Below are 17,484 nucleotides of genomic sequence, written 5' to 3' on the forward strand. Positions count from 1 at the left end.
AGGCCCGCCACCCAACGTGGCGGGCCTCTACCTTCTTACGCGTCTGCACAAGCAAGCGAGCCGGGCTTCATCGCCGCTGCTCCCAGTCGTAGGGAAGGTCGTCCAGGAGGTCTTTCTGCGGCGGACGCCGGTACTGCTCCGGCACGTCGAGCTGGTCGACCCACGGGTGCGCCCCGTACGTTTCGAGGATGGCCGTGGCGAGCCATATCCTCTGCGCCGGCGCGAGGGACGGAAGGGCCGCGGCGAGATCTGTCTCGTCCTTGGGGCGGGGGTTCTTGGCCTTGTAATAGAGCTGGACTTCGGGGGTCACGTAGGGGATGCCGTTCGCGCTGACCGCTCCCAACTCCTCCACGGGGCGGTGCACGGCGGTGTCGCGGCGGGACACCCATAGGCCGTCTTGCGCTTCGTCCAGCATGATCTGGAGGCGCCACGGCGTTCCGGGCCCGGGGCGGCACCAGATGTCGTGGATGCCCCTATGCAGGTACTCGTCGGGCTGCCAGGGGCGCAGGGTGCCGGGCGGGTCGGCAGCCCACCACTCCCATCCGGCAAGTACGTGCTGTACGGCGAGCTGGTCATCGCGCAGGACCAGGACGTCGACGTCGTCGTGCTCGCGGATGGGGTGCCCGACGGCGAGTTCGATGGCGTGTCCGCCCGCGATCCACCAGGGGGTTTCGGCCCGGCGGAACATGTCGGCCACCTCGGGCACGGGTGCGGGTTCCCAGGCTGGTTCGGTGGTCATTCCGGGAGCGTAGCGGTTCAGCGGCGGGTCAGTTCCTCGTAGGAAAGGAACTCCTGGTGGTGCACATGTGCGTACGGTAGGCCCCGGTCGCCGTGGGGGTGCGCACCGCCTGTGGGCCCGCTCGAAGGAGCGGTTGCCTCTGCCCTGCACATCTCGCTTCTCGTCCAACGGTTGGCGTTCCCGCCCCTGTTCCAGTGGCGCCGCGCGGGGGTTGATGGGCGGAGACCAAGCGGAGGGAGGCCGTGGTGGGTGAGGGGCCCGGTGACTCGGCGCTCAAGCGGGCGTGGCAGGCCCATCCGCTACACCCTCGACGAGTAAACCCAGTGAGTTTCTGATCAATAGCGTGGATGCCGTGGCGGCGGAGCTCCCCTTGGTCAAGCTCCTGGCACGAATCGCGGTCGAGGGAGGGTGGTGAGACTGCCGTCGTCATCACGGCCGAGTGGCGAAGATGGCTTCAGTGCGTACGAGCTCGTCGAAGGTGCCGCCGGGGTTGAAGGCGGTGAGGGCCTGGCGGAGATCGTGCTCGAAGGCGTCCTTGCGGTCGCCGAGCTGGGCGGGAGTGCTGTAGCTGGAGGAAAACTGGAGGCCGATCACGGAGTCCAGGTCGCGGTTGACGGTGAGGTCCCAACGGGCGACTTCGATGCGAGAGAACGGAGAGCGGGCGAGTACCTCCTGGTGGCTCTCCGCCCCGAACACAGCCGCCACCGGACGTGGCCGCCGGGGCGCATTCGTGTCCGTTGACAGCGAAGTCAGTCGACCGCGAGGCGCTGACCTGCGCGGACTAACTTCGGTGTCAAGGCGGCCTCGTGGCATTGGCCTTGCTGCGAGCCCCGTGACCTGCGACGACTGGATTGGATGTCAAGAACGGCCGCGGACTGGGTTCGCTGTCGACGGACAATTCGCCCACGGCAGACGAGAAAGAGCCCCAAAGGACTGGAACCTGCGCCGGGACCATGTCAACGTACAACGTCCCGGAAAACTCCAGGTCAGCGAAGGGATTAGGGCTTCCGGGCCGACCTGCAGATAGGTCGGCCATGACGGCAGCCGGTACCTCATGCCACTCGGCCTCCTCGCAGAGGCCCCGACTCAAGGAGCACCATCTGTCGAATGCCGCTCTCCGTTCCGCCCGCTTCACTGCTCCCATCCTCTTGGCGCTCGGTGCCCTGAACGCGTGGACCGCACAGGAGCGCCCTCAAGAGGACTACGGCGCCCTCTCTACGGCCCTGTGTCTCTGCGTCTGCGCGGCTGGGCTGTTCGGCGAGGACTTGCTGCAACGCGGACGCGAGGACCGAGCTGTCCTCGCGCACATCGCGACGCACCTTGGAGCCGCACCCCGACACGTCGCCCGAGCCCTCGGTGCTCCCGAGCGCGTCGTGGCACGCAACCTCGACCGGCTCACTGATGATGGGCTCCTGGTGGTCGTGGCGGTCGGCGCGACCCCTGGTCTCCGGTCGTACCGGCTGGCCTCCTGAGCTTCGTCCGCTAGTGTCCTGAGTCGTTAATTCGTGTGCAGTATGCGGCGAGGGTGTCGAGGATGTCGTCGGCGGTCTTCGTCCAGACGAACGGCTTGGGGTTCTTGTTCCACTCGTTGATCCAGCCGCGGATGTCCCGTTCGAGTTCGATGACGCTGCGGTGGGCTGAGCGGCGGAGTTTGCGGCAGGTCAGCTCGGCGAACCAGCGTTCGACGAGGTTGAGCCAGGACGCCGAGGTCGGGGTGAAGTGGAGGTGGAAACGGGGGTGTCGCAGCAGCCACTTCTTGACCGGCTCGGTCTTGTGGGTGGCGTAGTTGTCCAGGACCAGGTGGAGTTCGAGGTCCTTGGGGACGGCGGCGTCGATGACCTTCAGGAAGCGGAGGAACTCCTGGTGGCGGTGGCGTCGGTAGTGCTGGGCGATGACCGAGCCGGAGGCGATGTCCAGGGCGGCGAACAGGCTGGTCGTGCCGTGCCGGACGTAGTCATGGGTCATCTTCGCCGGCACGGTCGGCGCCATGGGCAGCACGGGCTGGGTCCGGTCCAGGGCCTGTATCTGTGATTTCTCGTCCACCGCCAGGACCAGGGCGTTCTCCGGCGGCGACAGGTAAATGCCCACCACATCGCGGACCTTGGTGACAAACTGCGGGTCGGTCGACAGTTTCCAGGTCTCCACGATGTGCGGCTTGAGACCGAACGCCCGCCAGATCCGCGAGACAGCCGACTGCGACATCCCCGCCGACCGGGCCATCGAACGCGTCGACCAGTGCGAATCACCCGTCGGCGGCGCCTGGCCCAGCGTCCTGGCGACCAGGGCCTCGACCTGCTCATCCGTGATCTTCCGCGGTGCCCCCGATCGCTGCTGGTCCACCAGGCCCTCCAGTCGGTCCGCAGCAAACCGGGCCCGCCACTTGCGTACCGTCTCCCGCGAGACACCCAGGTCCTGCGCGACCTGCGCGTTCGGCCGGCCCTCCGCGCACGCCAGCACGATCCTCGACCGCAACACCAGTGCCTGAGACGCACTCTGCTTGCGCAACCAGCCCCGCAGCACCCTGCGCTCGTGATCGGACAACTCCAGCGACAACGGCTTCGGACCAGGCATCACCCCACCCTACAACCGCCCGCGAACTTCGGACTCAGGACACTAGGAACGGTCCGTGAACTTCCCTGTGGGGGCGCGCAACATAGCCGACGATCCCCGGTTAGCCAAACCGGGGATCGTCCGGAGTATTGATGTCGTTCGCACCGGCTACTTGGCGGTGGACCTGGAGCGGACAGCGCCTTCCTGGTGCCCAGGCGTGGTCTAGCGCCCGCTCAGCGGGCAGGACCAGACCCCGGGAATCCGAGAGAGGCACGAAACTCGCCCAACGGCCAGCCACCTCGCCACAAGCTGCTGTGGATTCTGCACCACCTCGTAAGGAACCTCATGCGCCCTTTCGTGATACCCCCTGCTCAAAAACTGAATCGCGCGCTCCCGCCGCAGTGCTTTCTCGTGCTATGGCGTAGTGGTAACTGCACAGCGACGCTTCGGTTTTCGGCGGTTCCACACGGGAGACGCTGAGTGAGGAAGCGCGAAAAGGGCGACGAGTTGATGACCGTCCCTGAGGTGCTGGCAGAGCTGAAGGGCACATCCCGCCGAACCTTCTACCGGTGGCGCGAGATGGGAACGGGGCCTGCCGTACTGAAACTCCCGAACGGCGAGCTACGTGTGTGGCGAAGTGCGTTCATGGAATGGCTGCACGAGAGAGAGGAAGCCGCAGCTTGAAGACGACCGACGTTCGAATATGGGGCGTCAGGGCTAAGCAGCGCCAGGGGAAGGACACCTTCGAGGTGCGCTGGACCGTGGCAGGGCGCGAGGTATCTCGCTCGCGTCGCACTAAGGGGCTTGCCGACAAGTTGCGCGCCCAACTCCTCATGGCCCAGGAGAATGGGGAGCAGTTCGACACGGAAACGGGCTTCCCTCCCTCGATGGAGGAAAAGGCACCCGCCCTCACCTGGTACGCCTTCGCCTTGAAATACCTGAAGGTGAAGTGGCCGCATGCCGCGCCTAACTATCGGGACGAGATCAATGAGGCGCTGACGGGTGTCACAAAGGCGCTCATGCCGAAGCGTCCCGGACGTCCGACGGATGGAGCAATGCAGCGGGCGCTTCGGGACTGGGCATTTGTCCTCCCCGGCCCGGAAGATCGCGAAATCCCGCCAGAGGCCAGAGCCGTGATCGACTGGGTGGCAAGGAACTCTCCTCCGCTCGCCGATCTGGCCAAGCCCGCCGTCATGCGCGGGGTGCTGGAAGCGCTCAAGCTGAAACTCGATGGAGAAGCGGCATCGAGTGAGACTTTCAAGCGTAAGCGCAAGGTCCTCGTCAACGCGCTCAACTACGCCACGGAGCTTGGCGAGTTCGACGAGAATCCCGTCAACTCGGTTTCCGTACAGAAACCGTCAAGAATCGTCCCCGTTGACCCCCGCGTCGTGGCCAACCCGAAGCAGGCCGACAACCTGATCGGCGCTGTCTCGTACGTGGGCGGTTACCACCGAGCCAGGGGCCGGCGACTGGTGGGCATGTTCGCCGGCATGTACTACGCCGGGATGCGTCCGGCGGAGACTGTCGGTGTCGCGGTCCAGGACTGCCACCTCCCTGAGGAGGGCTGGGGGCTGGCGAATCTCCATCGGACCAGACCGACCGCAGGGAAGAAGTGGACCAAGACGGGCGAGGTGCACGACGACCGCGGGCTGAAGAACCGCGATCCCGAGGAGGTGCGTCCGACGCCTCTGCCGCCGATCCTGGTGGCCATCTGGCGCGACAGCATCGACACGTTCGGCACGGCAGATGACGGCAGACTCTTCTTCAATGAGCGTGGCGGACTGGTCGGCTCCTCGACCTACTCGCGAGTGTGGGCGGAGGCCCGAGAGCTCGGCCTGCCACCGGAACTTGTTGCGAGCCCACTCGCTGACCGTCCGTACGACCTGCGTCACTCGGCGCTGTCGACATGGCTGAATGCCGGAGTCGATCCGACGGAGGTCGCGGAGCGGGCCGGAAACACCGTGGAGGTGCTGTTGGCTCGGTATGCCAAGTGTCTCCATGGGCGGCACGTGGTGGCCAACAAACGAATCGAGGATCTGTTGCTCGAATACGAGTGACGATGATCACACCGAACGCCCCGGGGGTGAACCCTCGGGGCGTTCGCTATGTGGCGGATTGGTCATTTAGTGCACCAATGTCCGATCCCGCGTATGTCCCGCAGCGCGCGTCCTACGGCTGCTTTCGCTGGCCCTCGGCTGCATATGGCTGCAGTTACTTCGTTTCGGCATCTGCGCTGGTCAGGTGGCGTTTTAGCCCTCTGACCTGCAGTGCCCCCGGCAGGATTCGAACCTGCGCACACGGCTCCGGAGGCCGTTGCTCTATCCCCTGAGCTACGGGGGCGTGTCGGCCGCTGTGGTGTGTCTCGCGGCGACGGGTAGAACACTACCAGCTCCCGTGGGGTGTTCATGAACGGGTTTCCCGGGGGTCGCTCCGAGGTCAGGAGGGCGGTGGGTCGCCCGCAGGGGGTGGAAGTGGGGAAAACCCGGACGCGGTGGCCGGGTCCGACCTACTCTCGAAGTTGTGCCAGGCGCGTCGGGTCGGGTGCTTGTTGTGGACGACAACAAGGTCATCCGGCAGTTGATCAGGGTCAACCTCGAGCTGGAGGGCTTCGAGGTCGTGACCGCGGCCGATGGTGCCGAGTGTCTGGAAGTCGTTCATCAGGTGCGGCCCGACGTCGTCACGCTCGACGTCGTGATGCCGCGCTTGGACGGACTGCGGACCGCCGCCCGGCTGCGGGCCGATCCCCTGACCCGGCATCTGCCCCTCGCCATTGTCAGCGCCTGTACGCAGTACGAGGTCGAGAGCGGCCTCGATCTCGGCGTCGACGCCTTCCTCGCCAAGCCGTTCGAGCCCGGGGAACTGGTTCAGCTTGTGCGGCAGCTGATCGAGCGGGGGGCAGCGAGGGCTTCTGAGGCTGGTGAGGCCGGGACCGGTGCGCTGTTCGGAGTGGCTGAGGCTGAGCGGGGCGAGCCCGCCGAAAGGGCCGGCCGGGCGGGTTGAGTGTCGTCGGCTTGCGTCGCCGGGCAGCCGTCATCGGTTACGACAGCGATCAGTGATCATCGGCCGGTGGCCAAGGCCATCGGCGCCCGGTTGTGAGTGCCCGGACGCTCGTCCCAAGAGGCTCGCGCCGGGTGTCGTGTGACGTTCGTCCGACGCCGTCCACATGCCGGACCAGCGTCCAAACCGGCTCGCATACCCACCCCCCTCCTCCCATACGCTTGTCCCGTGACCCCCGTCGAGCTCTCCCGCACCGTGCTGCGCGCCGTGCGTCGCGCTGTCGACGAGGGGGAGCTCAGCGTGGCCGTTCCCGCGCGTGCCGTAGTCACGCCGCCCGGTCCCGGAGGCTGGGGCGACTACGCCACCAACATCGCCCTGCAGCTCGCCCGCCCCGCCGGCCGGCCGTCCCTGCAGGTCGCCGAGGTGCTGCGGCCGTATCTCGCGAGGGCTGAGGGAGTCAGCGGCGTCGAGATCACCGGGCCCGGGTTTTTGAACATCGCCCTCGGCAGCGCCGCCTCCGGCGGCGTCGTCCGGCGCATCCTCCGGGACGGGTCCCGCTACGGGCACAGCGACGCCCTCGCAGGGCGAGTCGTGCATCTGCACGCCCCGCGCGAAGTGCGCGCCCTCGTCGTCCTGGACGCCGTCGCCCGCCTCCTGCGCTCCCAGGGCGCCGTCGTACGGACCAGTTGCGACGACCGGCCCGCCCCGGAGTGGGAAGCCGTGCTCGGCGTCCACGTCGATGCCCAGGGCGACCCCATCGCCCCCGACGACTCAGGCAACAGCGCCGACAGCCCCGACAGCGCCAGCGACGCCGGCAGCGACGCCCACACCAGCAGCAACCACAACGCCCCGGTCACCCTCCGCCCCACCCCCGCTCCCACCACCCCCCTCCCTCTGGCCCGCGACGCCGCCCGCTGGGCCCTGCTGTACCCCGCCCCCCACGACCGCCCCCGCCTCACCCCTGACCACCTGGTCCAGCGCGAGAGCAACCCCCTCTTCCGCGTCCGTTACGCCCACGCCCGCACCCGCGCCCTCACCCGCAACGCCGCCGACCTCGGCTTCACCGCCGACCCGGCGGACACCGACGGAACGACGGACGTCGACGTAACGACGCACGCCCACGCAACGCCGCCCACCGCCGCAACGACGCCCACCCTCCTCACCACCCTCGCCGACCACCCCCGCATCCTCGCCACCGCCGCCACCCACCACGCCCCCGACCGGCTCGCCCGGCACCTCGTCAGCGTTGCCGATGCCGTGCTGCCGCTGTTGCCCACCGTGCTGCCGCGCGGTGCGGAGAAACCCTCGGCCGCCCACCGGGCCCGGCTCGCGCTCGCCGAAGCCGCCGGGACGGTGCTGGCCGGTGGCCTGTCCCTGCTCGGCATCGACGCACCCGAACACCTCTGAGAGAGCACAAAGAGACATGAGCCGTTCCGCACATCCCGCCGGGCCCCGTCACGCCGACGTCCTCCCCGAGGGGCACTACAGCGCCCCGCCCGCCGACCTCAACGCCCTCGACGGCAAGGTGTGGGCCCAGACCGTCAGCCGCGACGACCACGGCGTCGTCGCGGTCGGCGGCATCCCCGTGACGCGGCTCGCCGAGGAGTTCGGCACCCCCGCCTACATCCTCGACGAGACCGACTTCCGCGCCCGCGCCCGCGCCTGGCGCACCGCCTTCGGGCACGACGCCGACGTCTTCTACGCGGGCAAGGCGTTCCTGTCCCGGGCCGTCGTGCGGTGGCTGAACGAGGAAGGGCTGAACCTGGACGTGTGCTCCGGGGGCGAGCTGGCCACCGCGCTCTCCGCCGGGATGCCCGCCGACCGCATCGCCTTCCACGGCAACAACAAGTCGACGGACGAGATCCGGCGGGCCGTCGAGGCCGGCGTGGGGCGCATCGTGCTCGACTCCTTCCAGGAGATCGTCCGCGTCGCCCACATCGCGCGGGAGCTGGGTCGGCGCCAGCGGGTGCAGATTCGTGTCACCGTCGGCGTGGAGGCGCACACGCACGAGTTCATCGCCACCGCCCACGAGGACCAGAAGTTCGGCATCCCGCTGGCCGGCGGGCAGGCCGCGGAGGCGGTGCGGCGGGCGCTCCAGCTCGACGGGCTGGAGCTGATCGGCATCCACTCGCACATCGGGTCGCAGATCTTCGACATGTCCGGGTTCGAGGTCGCCGCCCACCGGGTCGTCGGGCTGCTCAAGGACATCCGGGACGAGCACGGCGTCGAGCTGCCCGAGATCGATCTGGGCGGTGGTCTCGGCATCGCGTACACGAGCGACGACGACCCGCGCGAGCCGCACGAGATCGCCAAGGCCCTGACCGAGATCGTCACCCGCGAGTGCGAGGCCGCCAGGCTGCGGACCCCGCGCATCTCCGTCGAGCCGGGGCGCGCCATCGTCGGGCCGACCGCCTTCACGCTCTACGAGGTGGGCACCGTCAAGCCGCTCGACGGGCTGCGGACGTACGTCTCGGTCGACGGCGGGATGTCGGACAACATCCGCACCGCGCTGTACGACGCCGAGTACAGCGTCGCGCTCGTCTCCCGCAGCTCCGACGCCGCGCCGATGCAGGCCCGCGTCGTCGGCAAGCACTGCGAGAGCGGCGACATCGTGGTGAAGGACGCGTTCCTGCCCGCCGACCTGGCGCCGGGTGACCTCATCGCGGTGCCGGCCACCGGCGCGTACTGCCGCTCCATGGCCAGCAACTACAACCACGTGACCCGCCCGCCGGTCGTCGCCGTGCGCGACGGCGTGGCGCGTGTGATCGTCCGCCGGGAGACGGAGGAGGACCTCCTGCGTCTCGACGTCGGATGACGGCACCGCGGCGGAGCCCACAAGGCGCCGACCGGGTTTCGGGTTCCGACGATGGGACGGCAACGGGGTCCGGCTGGAAGGCAACAGGTTCCGCCGGGACGCCGAGCAGGTTCCGCCGGGGCGGCAACCGGGTTCGACGGGACGGCAACGGGGTGGACGGGACGGCACCCGTGGCTGGAGCAAGGGGCCGTGGACCGGCCCACCCCGCGGAGCGGAAGATCTCCTTCTTCCCACCCGGGAAAAATGAAATAAACGTCTCACGATCCGGACAAAGGACAGAAACTCCCGTCCGGTGAGTGAGACTGGTCCAACCGTAGACGGTAAGAGGAAACGAGGTCGGATGATGCGTACGCGTCCGCTGAAGGTGGCGCTGCTGGGCTGTGGAGTGGTCGGCTCAGAGGTGGCGCGCATCATGACGACGCACGCCGACGACCTCGCCGCCCGCATCGGCGCCCCGGTGGAGCTCGCGGGCGTCGCCGTGCGCCGGCCCGACAAGGTGCGCGAGGGCATCGACCCGGCCCTCGTCACCACCGACGCCACCGCCCTCGTCAAACGCGGCGACCTCGACGTCGTCGTCGAGGTCATCGGCGGCATCGAGCCCGCTCGTACGCTGATCACCACCGCGTTCGAGCACGGCGCCTCCGTCGTCTCCGCCAACAAGGCCCTCCTCGCCCAGGACGGCGCCGCCCTGCACGCGGCCGCGGAGGAGCACGGCAGGGACCTCTACTACGAGGCCGCCGTCGCGGGCGCCATCCCGCTGATCCGCCCGCTGCGCGAGTCCCTCGCCGGCGACAAGGTCAACCGGGTGCTCGGCATCGTCAACGGGACCACCAACTTCATCCTCGACAAGATGGACTCGACGGGGGCCGGCTACCAGGAGGCCCTCGACGAGGCGACCGCCCTGGGGTACGCGGAAGCCGACCCCACGGCCGACGTGGAGGGCTTCGACGCCGCCGCCAAGGCCGCCATCCTCGCCGGTATCGCCTTCCACACGCGCGTGCGCCTGGACGACGTCTACCGCGAGGGCATGACCGAGGTGACGGCGGCCGACTTCGCCTCCGCCAGGGAGATGGGCTGCACCATCAAACTGCTCGCCATCTGCGAGCGGGCCGCGGACGGCGGGTCCGTCACCGCGCGCGTGCACCCGGCGATGATCCCGCTGACCCACCCGCTCGCCTCCGTGCGCGGCGCGTACAACGCGGTGTTCGTGGAGTCGGACGCGGCCGGACAGCTCATGTTCTACGGCCCCGGTGCCGGCGGCTCCCCGACGGCCTCCGCCGTGCTCGGCGACCTCGTCGCCGTCTGCCGCAACCGGCTCAGCAACGCCACCGGCCCCGGCGAGTCCGCGTACGCCGCGCTGCCCGTCTCGTCCATGGGCGAGGTCGTCACGCGCTACCACATCAGCCTCGACGTCGCCGACAAACCGGGTGTTCTCGCCCAGGTGGCCACCGTGTTCGCCGAGCACGGGGTGTCCATCGATACCGTTCGGCAGCAGGGCAAGGACGGCGAGGCCTCCCTCGTCGTCGTCACGCACCGCGCCTCCGACGCCTCCCTCACCGGGACCGTCGAGGCGCTGCGCAAGCTCGACACCGTGCGGGGTGTCGCCAGCATCATGCGGGTTGAAGGAGAGTAACCAGCAATGACCCACCAGTGGCGCGGAATCATCGAGGAGTACCGGGACCGGCTGCCCGTCTCCGACACCACGCCGGTCGTGACGCTCCGCGAGGGCGGTACGCCCCTCGTGCCCGCGCAGGTGCTCTCCGAGCGCACGGGTTGCGAGGTCCACCTCAAGGTGGAGGGCGCCAACCCGACCGGGTCCTTCAAGGACCGCGGCATGACCATGGCCATCTCCAAGGCCAAGGAGGAGGGCGCGAAGGCCGTCATCTGCGCCTCCACCGGCAACACGTCCGCCTCCGCCGCCGCGTACGCCGTGCGCGCCGGGATGGTCTCCGCCGTGCTCGTGCCGCAGGGCAAGATCGCGCTCGGCAAGATGGGCCAGGCCCTGGTGCACGGCGCGAAGATCCTGCAGGTGGACGGCAACTTCGACGACTGCCTCACGCTCGCCCGCGCGCTCAGCGACAACTACCCGGTCGCGCTGGTCAATTCGGTCAATCCGGTGCGTATCGAGGGTCAGAAGACCGCCGCGTTCGAGATCGTGGACATGCTCGGCGACGCCCCCGACATCCATGTCCTGCCGGTGGGCAACGCGGGCAACATCACGGCGTACTGGAAGGGGTACCGGGAGTACGCCGCCGACGGCGTCGCCGCCCGGACGCCGCGCATGTGGGGCTTCCAGGCCTCCGGTTCCGCGCCCATCGTCCGCGGCGAGGTGGTCAAGGACCCGTCGACCATCGCCACCGCGATCCGCATCGGCAACCCGGCCTCCTGGCAGCACGCGATCGACGCGCGCGATGAGTCCGGCGGCCTCATCGACGAGGTGACGGACCGTGAGATCCTGCGCGCCTACCGCCTGTTGGCCGCGCAGGAGGGCGTCTTCGTCGAGCCCGCCTCCGCCGCCTCCGTGGCCGGTCTGCTGAAGGCCGCCGAACTCGGCAAGGTCGACCCGGGCCAGCGCATCGTGTGCACGGTCACCGGCAACGGCCTGAAGGACCCCGACTGGGCCGTCGCCGGCGCACCGCAGCCGGTCACCGTTCCGGTGGACGCGGCCACCGCCGCCGAGCGCCTCGGACTGGTCTGACGCACCGCTTGACCCGGGGTAATCCCTGAAAGGGGTGCACAGGGGGCTTACGACACGCATCGTGCGCCTCCTGTGCGCCCTATGTCGCGACAGAACCTTCCTTCGATAGGCTGTACTGAACCCGCCCCCCGCATATGCCTCGCATAGGCAGGGCTCCGCGCCGTCGCCGTGATCCCCGGTGTGATCCGGCAACGGCCCGAAGGGTTCGTCGTACGTCATCGACTGTCTTCGACAATCACGCAGCTCAAGGAGAGTCATCGAGCGATGGCCGGTCCAGCGTTCCGCGCCGCCGCCGTACGGGTGCGCGTCCCCGCCACCAGCGCCAACCTCGGCCCGGGCTTCGACGCCCTCGGCCTCGCGCTGGGGCTCTACGACGACGTGGTCGTCCGGGTGGCCGACTCCGGGCTGCACATCGACATCGCGGGGGAGGGTAGCGAGACGCTGCCACGTGACGAAAGCCACCTTCTCGTCCGCTCTCTCCGGAGCGCCTTCGATTCCCTGGGCGGTCAGCCGCGCGGCCTGGAGATCGTCTGTGCGAACCGCATTCCGCACGGGCGTGGCCTGGGTTCCTCGTCGGCCGCCATCTGTGCCGGAATCGTCGCCGCCCGCGCCGTGACCATAGGCGGCGAGGCCCGGATGGACGACCGGGGCCTGCTGGAGCTGGCCACCGAGATCGAGGGCCACCCCGACAACGTCGCGGCCTGTCTGCTCGGCGGTTTCACGCTCTCCTGGATGGAGGCCGGCGCCGCGCGGGCGATCAGGATGGACCCCGCCGATTCCATCGTTCCGGTGGTTTTCGTGCCCGGAAAGCCGGTCCTGACCGAGACCGCGCGCGGTCTGCTCCCGCGCTCCGTGCCGCATGTCGACGCCGCCACCAACGCGGGCCGTGCCGCGCTGCTCGTCGAGGCCCTGACCAGGCGCCCCGAGCTGCTGCTGCCCGCCACCGAGGACCGGCTGCACCAGGAGTACCGCGCCCCCGCCATGCCCGAGAGCGCGGCCCTGGTGGATCGGCTGCGGGCGGACGGCATCCCCGCGGTCATCTCCGGCGCCGGACCCACCGTGCTCGCGCTGGCCGACGAGGGCACGGCCGACAAGGTGGAACAGCTGGCAGGCCCGGGCTGGGCGGCGAACCGGCTGGCCCTCGACGTGCCGGGAGCGAGCGTATTGCCCCTCGCGACCAGCGGCGCCGATGCGACGAGCGCCGATTAAAAGCACGCGATTGCCGGATTTCGAGAGGGGGAATGTTTGTTGGATCCGGTAGTGTTAACCTCAAGTCTGCACCCGACCCCACCATGGCGAGGTGCCTCGTGTCCCGGTTCGGGACAGACATTCTTCCGGGAGCTCCCCAAGCCGCACTGTGTTTCGTACCTCGTACGCGGGCAGTACGTCGTACGCCGACACTGAGCGGTCCGACGGGCACGCTCCGGAACCGGTGCGACCACGCCACGTGACACTGGGTGTCACGGCTCAAGGAAGCGCCATCACCAGATATTTCCTCCGCCGCTTTGGCGGACCACCGCCCCGGCACGGTTCGGTCAGCAAGAACCGACGCCGGACAGCACAACCGGTCGCCGAGCCAGACAGGCCGACGTCCGCTCCAGGGAAGGACCCTTCGTGAGCGACACCACCGATCTGATGGGCGCACGTGTCGAGGAGACCGCTGCCGCGCCCGCCACGGACGCCTCCGCGCCTGCCAGCGGTGCCGGCTCCCGGCGGCGCCGCGGTACCGGCCTCGAGGGCATGGTGCTGGCCGAGCTGCAGCAGGTCGCATCCGGCCTCGGCATCAGGGGCACCGCGCGCATGCGCAAGAGCCAGCTGATCGAGGTCATCAAGGAGGCGCAGGCTGGGGGTACCTCCCAGGCCCTTTCGGGCACTGGGGGAGGTGGAGCCCCGGCGAAGACCGCCGAGGCCGCCGCCGAGACCAAGCCGAAGCGCCGCGCCACCTCCAAGGCGCGCACCGGCGACGAGGCCCCCGCCGAGAAGGCCGCCAAGACGGCCGAGGCGCCGGCCGACAAGGCCGTGGCCCAGCAGCAGATCGAGATTCCCGGTCAGCCGTCCCCCAAGCTCTCGGCTCCGCTCGAGCAGGGAGGCGCCCCCGCCGACGACGCCCCCGCGGAGCGCCGCCGTCGCCGGGCCACCGCCGAGGCGGGCAGCCCCGAGACCGTGGCAGCCGAGGCCAGGAGCGAGTCCAGGGCCGACACGTCCGGGCCGCAGGGCGACGCCGGTGACGGCGGCGAGGGCCGCCGTCGTGACCGCCGTGAGCGCGGCCGTGACCGTGACCGTGACCGCGACCGCCGGGGCAAGGGCGACGACCAGCAGCAGAACCAGGGCCAGGGTCAGGGCCAGCAGCGTCAGCAGCAGGGTGGCGGCGGCCAGGGCCAGAGCGACGACGACTTCGACGGCGGCCGGCGTGGCCGTCGCGGCCGCTACCGGGACCGCCGGGGCCGCCGTGGCCGTGACGAGATGGGCGGCGGCGAGCCGCAGATCGCCGAGGACGACGTCCTGATCCCGGTCGCGGGCATCCTGGACATCCTCGACAACTACGCCTTCATTCGCACCTCGGGCTACCTGCCCGGTCCGAACGACGTGTACGTCTCCCTCGCCCAGGTCCGCAAGAACGGCCTGCGCAAGGGCGACCACATCACCGGCGCGGTCCGCCAGCCGAAGGAAGGCGAGCGGCGCGAGAAGTTCAACGCGCTCGTCCGGCTCGACTCCGTCAACGGCATGGCGCCCGAACACGGCCGCGGCCGCCCGGAGTTCAACAAGCTCACGCCGCTGTACCCGCAGGACCGCCTCCGCCTGGAGACGGACCCGGGCGTGCTCACCACCCGCATCATCGACCTCGTGTCGCCGATCGGTAAGGGCCAGCGCGGTCTGATCGTGGCCCCGCCGAAGACCGGTAAGACCATGATCATGCAGGCGATCGCCAACGCGATCACGCACAACAACCCCGAGTGCCACCTGATGGTCGTCCTGGTCGACGAGCGTCCGGAAGAGGTCACCGACATGCAGCGGTCGGTCAAGGGTGAGGTCATCTCCTCGACCTTCGACCGTCCGGCCGAGGACCACACCACGGTCGCCGAGCTGGCCATCGAGCGCGCCAAGCGCCTGGTGGAGCTGGGTCACGACGTCGTCGTGCTGCTCGACTCGATCACGCGTCTGGGCCGTGCGTACAACCTCGCCGCCCCGGCCTCCGGCCGCATCCTGTCCGGTGGTGTCGACTCGACCGCCCTCTACCCGCCGAAGCGCTTCTTCGGTGCGGCCCGCAACATCGAGGACGGCGGCTCGCTGACCATCCTCGCCACCGCCCTGGTGGACACCGGGTCCCGCATGGACGAGGTGATCTTCGAGGAGTTCAAGGGCACCGGCAACATGGAGCTCAAGCTCGACCGGAAGCTCGCCGACAAGCGCATCTTCCCGGCCGTCGACGTCGACGCCTCGGGTACGCGCAAGGAGGAGATCCTGCTGGGCGCCGAGGAGCTGAACATCGTCTGGAAGCTGCGCCGGGTGCTGCACGCGCTCGACCAGCAGCAGGCGATCGAGCTGCTGCTCGACAAGATGAAGCAGACGAAGTCGAACGTCGAGTTCCTGATGCAGATCCAGAAGACGACGCCGACTCCCGGCAACGGCGACTAGTCGGCCGTACGTCCCTCGAAGGCCGGTCCCCGTCACGTCAGTGACGGGGACCGGCCTTTCGGCGCTGAGAGGAGGGGGGGACCAGTTCACCCTCTTCTCACTCAAGCACCCCTGGGGGGACCTGACTTGTTCACAACCATGTCCGGCGCCGGTCGGCACAGACGCCGGATACGCATCGCCCTGCCCGTCTCCGCGGCAGGTGTCGCCGTCGCCGTCGCCGCCGCGCTGCTGACCACCTCCGCCGAGGCGGCGACGCCGCTGCCGCAGCCCTCCGTCGAGCCCGCCACCAGCTCACCGTCGGCCGCCGAGCTGGAGCGGCGGCTCGCCACCGCGATCGCCGGCGACGACGCGGCCGGGCAGGCGCCGGCGAAGGCGTCGTACGCCGCCGGGACCACCGAACAGGGCATCGACCCGAAGATCATCGGCGGCACCACCACGACCATCGCCTCCGCCCCGTGGATGGCCCAGCTCTGGTACGGCGACGACAAGGGCACCGCCGACACCGCCGACGACGTCGGCTTCTTCTGCGGCGGAGCGGTGGTCGCGCCGACGAAGATCCTCACCGCCGCGCACTGCGTCGCCGGGTACGACTGGCACCGCAACGGCTTGGTGATCACCGGCACCGCGCAGCTGCCGTCCGTCGACGACCAGGGCTACATCACCGACCTGCACGGCGGCGCCATCACCGGCGTCTGGCGGCAGTGGCACCACTCGTCGTACCGCTCGTCGACCCTCGACGCGGACCTCGCGGTCCTCACCCTGCCGTACGCGGTCAAGGCGACGCCGATCCGCATGACGACGGCCGGGGACACCGCCTCGTACGCCGCGGGGACCAGCGCCAAGGTGTACGGCTGGGGCCGGACCAGCTCCACCCACGACTACATCTCCGAGACGCTGAAGACGGCCACGCTGCCCGTCCAGTCGGACAGCACGTGCACCACCGCCTACGGCTCCTGGTTCATCAAGGGCCACATGGTCTGCGCGGGCACGCCCGCCACCGGCAGCGACGAAGGCACCACGACCGCCTGCAACGGCGACTCCGGCGGCCCTCTGGTGGTCAACAACCGGATCGTCGGCATCGTCTCCTGGGGCGTGGAGGACTGCGTCGCCGCGGGCGCCTACAGCGTCTTCACCAAGGTGACCACGTACGTCGGGGCCGCCTACCCGCGGGTGGACGACACCAACTTCGACGGCGACCACCGGGGCGACCTGTGGCTGCGCAGCGCGTCCACGGACACCGGCTACTCCCGGTACTCCCGGGGCACCTCGTTCGTGGCCGGTGAGAACTGGGGCTACTGGGCCGGCGTGAACTCCGTCGTGCAGGCCGACCTGGACCGGGACGGCTACCAGGACCTCGTCTACCGCCGCAGCAGCGACGGCGACGTCTTCTGGGCGCACTACGTGGTGTCGAGCAACTCCTGGGTCACCCAGCGCATCGCCGACAACTGGAAGACCCGCACCCGCATCCTCGTCCCGGGTGACGTCACCGGCGACTACCTGCCCGACCTGCTGTCGGTCGACTCGGCCGGCGCGCTGTGGATCTACCCCGGCAAGGGCAACGGCACGTTCGCTACGCGCGTGCAGTTCGGCACCGGCTGGAACCAGTACAACGCGCTGAAGGGCCAAGGCGACTTCACCGGCGACGGCAGGACCGACCTCATCGCCCGCAACGCGAGCAACGGCTACGTCTACCTGTACAAGGGCACGGGCAAGGCCACCGGGGCGTTCACCAGCCGGATCAAGGTGACGACCTGGAGCAGCTCGACGTACAACACGCTCGTTACGGTCGGCGACGTCAGCGGCGACGGCCGCGCCGACCTCCTGGCCCGCACGCCCGGCGGCACCCTCTACCTCTACCGGGGTACCGGCAACGCCACGAGTGAGTTCTTCGCCACACGGGTCTCGGTCGGGACCTACTTCAAGGGGTACGACATCCTCGCCTGACACCGCAGGTGAGCCGGGAGACATCCGGCCCGCCACCGCTACGCACCGTGCCCACCCGAGCCCCGGGTGGGCACCGTGCGTCGTGCGACCCCGTCCCGAGTTTCC

General features: G+C 69.4%; 12 protein-coding genes, 1 tRNA gene and 1 pseudogene. 10 read left to right on the top strand and 4 right to left on the bottom strand.

The genetic code is table 11. The features are described 5' to 3' along the window. Nucleotides 1-67: 67 nt before the first annotated feature. From IPT68_RS25340 to IPT68_RS25350, 3 genes are all read right to left on the bottom strand, one after another. Nucleotides 68-739: a nucleotidyltransferase domain-containing protein gene (locus tag IPT68_RS25340; protein WP_228039889.1), complete on the bottom strand. Its 672-nt coding sequence runs from the start codon at nt 737-739 to the stop codon at nt 68-70. Between the two features lie 429 nt (nt 740-1,168). Next, nucleotides 1,169-1,435 (bottom strand): hypothetical protein, encoded by a 267-nt coding sequence (locus tag IPT68_RS25345; RefSeq protein ID WP_194074125.1) that lies wholly within the window; start codon nt 1,433-1,435, stop codon nt 1,169-1,171. A gap of 786 nt (nt 1,436-2,221) precedes the next feature. Continuing rightward, nucleotides 2,222-3,310, bottom strand: coding sequence for an IS630 family transposase (locus tag IPT68_RS25350; RefSeq protein ID WP_189696664.1), 1,089 nt, complete (start codon nt 3,308-3,310; stop codon nt 2,222-2,224). A gap of 489 nt (nt 3,311-3,799) precedes the next feature. Between IPT68_RS25350 and IPT68_RS25355 the strand changes: the two genes are divergently transcribed. Both IPT68_RS25355 and IPT68_RS25360 read left to right on the top strand, forming a co-directional pair. Further along, complete coding sequence (locus IPT68_RS25355) at nt 3,800-3,973, top strand: helix-turn-helix transcriptional regulator (RefSeq protein WP_189696706.1); 174 nt, start codon at nt 3,800-3,802, stop codon at nt 3,971-3,973. Continuing rightward, nucleotides 3,970-5,346, top strand: coding sequence for a tyrosine-type recombinase/integrase (locus tag IPT68_RS25360; protein ID WP_189696665.1), 1,377 nt, complete (start codon nt 3,970-3,972; stop codon nt 5,344-5,346). Before IPT68_RS25355 ends, IPT68_RS25360 begins: the two co-directional genes overlap by 4 nt. A gap of 211 nt (nt 5,347-5,557) precedes the next feature. Here the strand turns inward: IPT68_RS25360 and IPT68_RS25365 are convergent. After that, a tRNA-Arg gene (locus tag IPT68_RS25365) sits at nt 5,558-5,629 on the bottom strand. Nucleotides 5,630-5,694: 65 nt separating this feature from the next. Here IPT68_RS25365 and IPT68_RS25370 point away from each other — a divergent pair. From IPT68_RS25370 to IPT68_RS25405, 8 genes and pseudogenes are all read left to right on the top strand, one after another. Beyond that, a pseudogene (locus IPT68_RS25370) lies at nt 5,695-6,289 on the top strand (response regulator). 225 nt (nt 6,290-6,514) lie between these two features. Beyond that, on the top strand, nt 6,515-7,693 hold the full coding sequence (nrtL, locus tag IPT68_RS25375; RefSeq protein WP_194074008.1) for an ArgS-related anticodon-binding protein NrtL: 1,179 nt from the start codon (nt 6,515-6,517) through the stop codon (nt 7,691-7,693). Between the two features lie 16 nt (nt 7,694-7,709). Further along, a complete protein-coding gene (lysA, locus tag IPT68_RS25380) occupies nt 7,710-9,101 on the top strand; it encodes a diaminopimelate decarboxylase (RefSeq protein ID WP_189701466.1) in 1,392 nt (463 codons plus the stop codon). A 340-nt stretch (nt 9,102-9,441) separates the two neighbouring features. Continuing rightward, complete coding sequence (locus IPT68_RS25385; protein WP_189701467.1) at nt 9,442-10,734, top strand: homoserine dehydrogenase; 1,293 nt, start codon at nt 9,442-9,444, stop codon at nt 10,732-10,734. A gap of 6 nt (nt 10,735-10,740) precedes the next feature. Next, complete coding sequence (gene thrC / locus IPT68_RS25390) at nt 10,741-11,799, top strand: threonine synthase (protein ID WP_189701468.1); 1,059 nt, start codon at nt 10,741-10,743, stop codon at nt 11,797-11,799. A 264-nt stretch (nt 11,800-12,063) separates the two neighbouring features. Further along, entirely contained in the window at nt 12,064-13,008 is a 945-nt protein-coding gene (gene thrB / locus IPT68_RS25395; protein ID WP_189701469.1) for a homoserine kinase, read from the top strand. Between the two features lie 405 nt (nt 13,009-13,413). Further along, nucleotides 13,414-15,435, top strand: coding sequence for a transcription termination factor Rho (gene rho / locus IPT68_RS25400; protein ID WP_189701470.1), 2,022 nt, complete (start codon nt 13,414-13,416; stop codon nt 15,433-15,435). A gap of 138 nt (nt 15,436-15,573) precedes the next feature. Continuing rightward, nucleotides 15,574-17,379, top strand: coding sequence for a trypsin-like serine protease (locus IPT68_RS25405; protein ID WP_189701471.1), 1,806 nt, complete (start codon nt 15,574-15,576; stop codon nt 17,377-17,379). Nucleotides 17,380-17,484 lie beyond the last annotated feature (105 nt).

The organism is Streptomyces chromofuscus (genome assembly GCF_015160875.1).
In the GTDB taxonomy this organism is placed as follows: domain Bacteria; phylum Actinomycetota; class Actinomycetes; order Streptomycetales; family Streptomycetaceae; genus Streptomyces; species Streptomyces chromofuscus.

Coding starts and splice junctions, on each gene's coding strand:
- IPT68_RS25340 (WP_228039889.1), bottom strand. CDS start 739: ATGACCACCGAACCAGCCTGGGAACCCGCACCCGTGCCCGAGGTGGCC.
- IPT68_RS25350 (WP_189696664.1), bottom strand. CDS start 3,310: ATGCCTGGTCCGAAGCCGTTGTCGCTGGAGTTGTCCGATCACGAGCGC.
- IPT68_RS25355 (WP_189696706.1), top strand. CDS start 3,800: ATGACCGTCCCTGAGGTGCTGGCAGAGCTGAAGGGCACATCCCGCCGA.
- lysA (WP_189701466.1), top strand. CDS start 7,710: ATGAGCCGTTCCGCACATCCCGCCGGGCCCCGTCACGCCGACGTCCTC.
- IPT68_RS25385 (WP_189701467.1), top strand. CDS start 9,442: ATGATGCGTACGCGTCCGCTGAAGGTGGCGCTGCTGGGCTGTGGAGTG.
- thrC (WP_189701468.1), top strand. CDS start 10,741: ATGACCCACCAGTGGCGCGGAATCATCGAGGAGTACCGGGACCGGCTG.
- thrB (WP_189701469.1), top strand. CDS start 12,064: ATGGCCGGTCCAGCGTTCCGCGCCGCCGCCGTACGGGTGCGCGTCCCC.
- IPT68_RS25405 (WP_189701471.1), top strand. CDS start 15,574: ATGTCCGGCGCCGGTCGGCACAGACGCCGGATACGCATCGCCCTGCCC.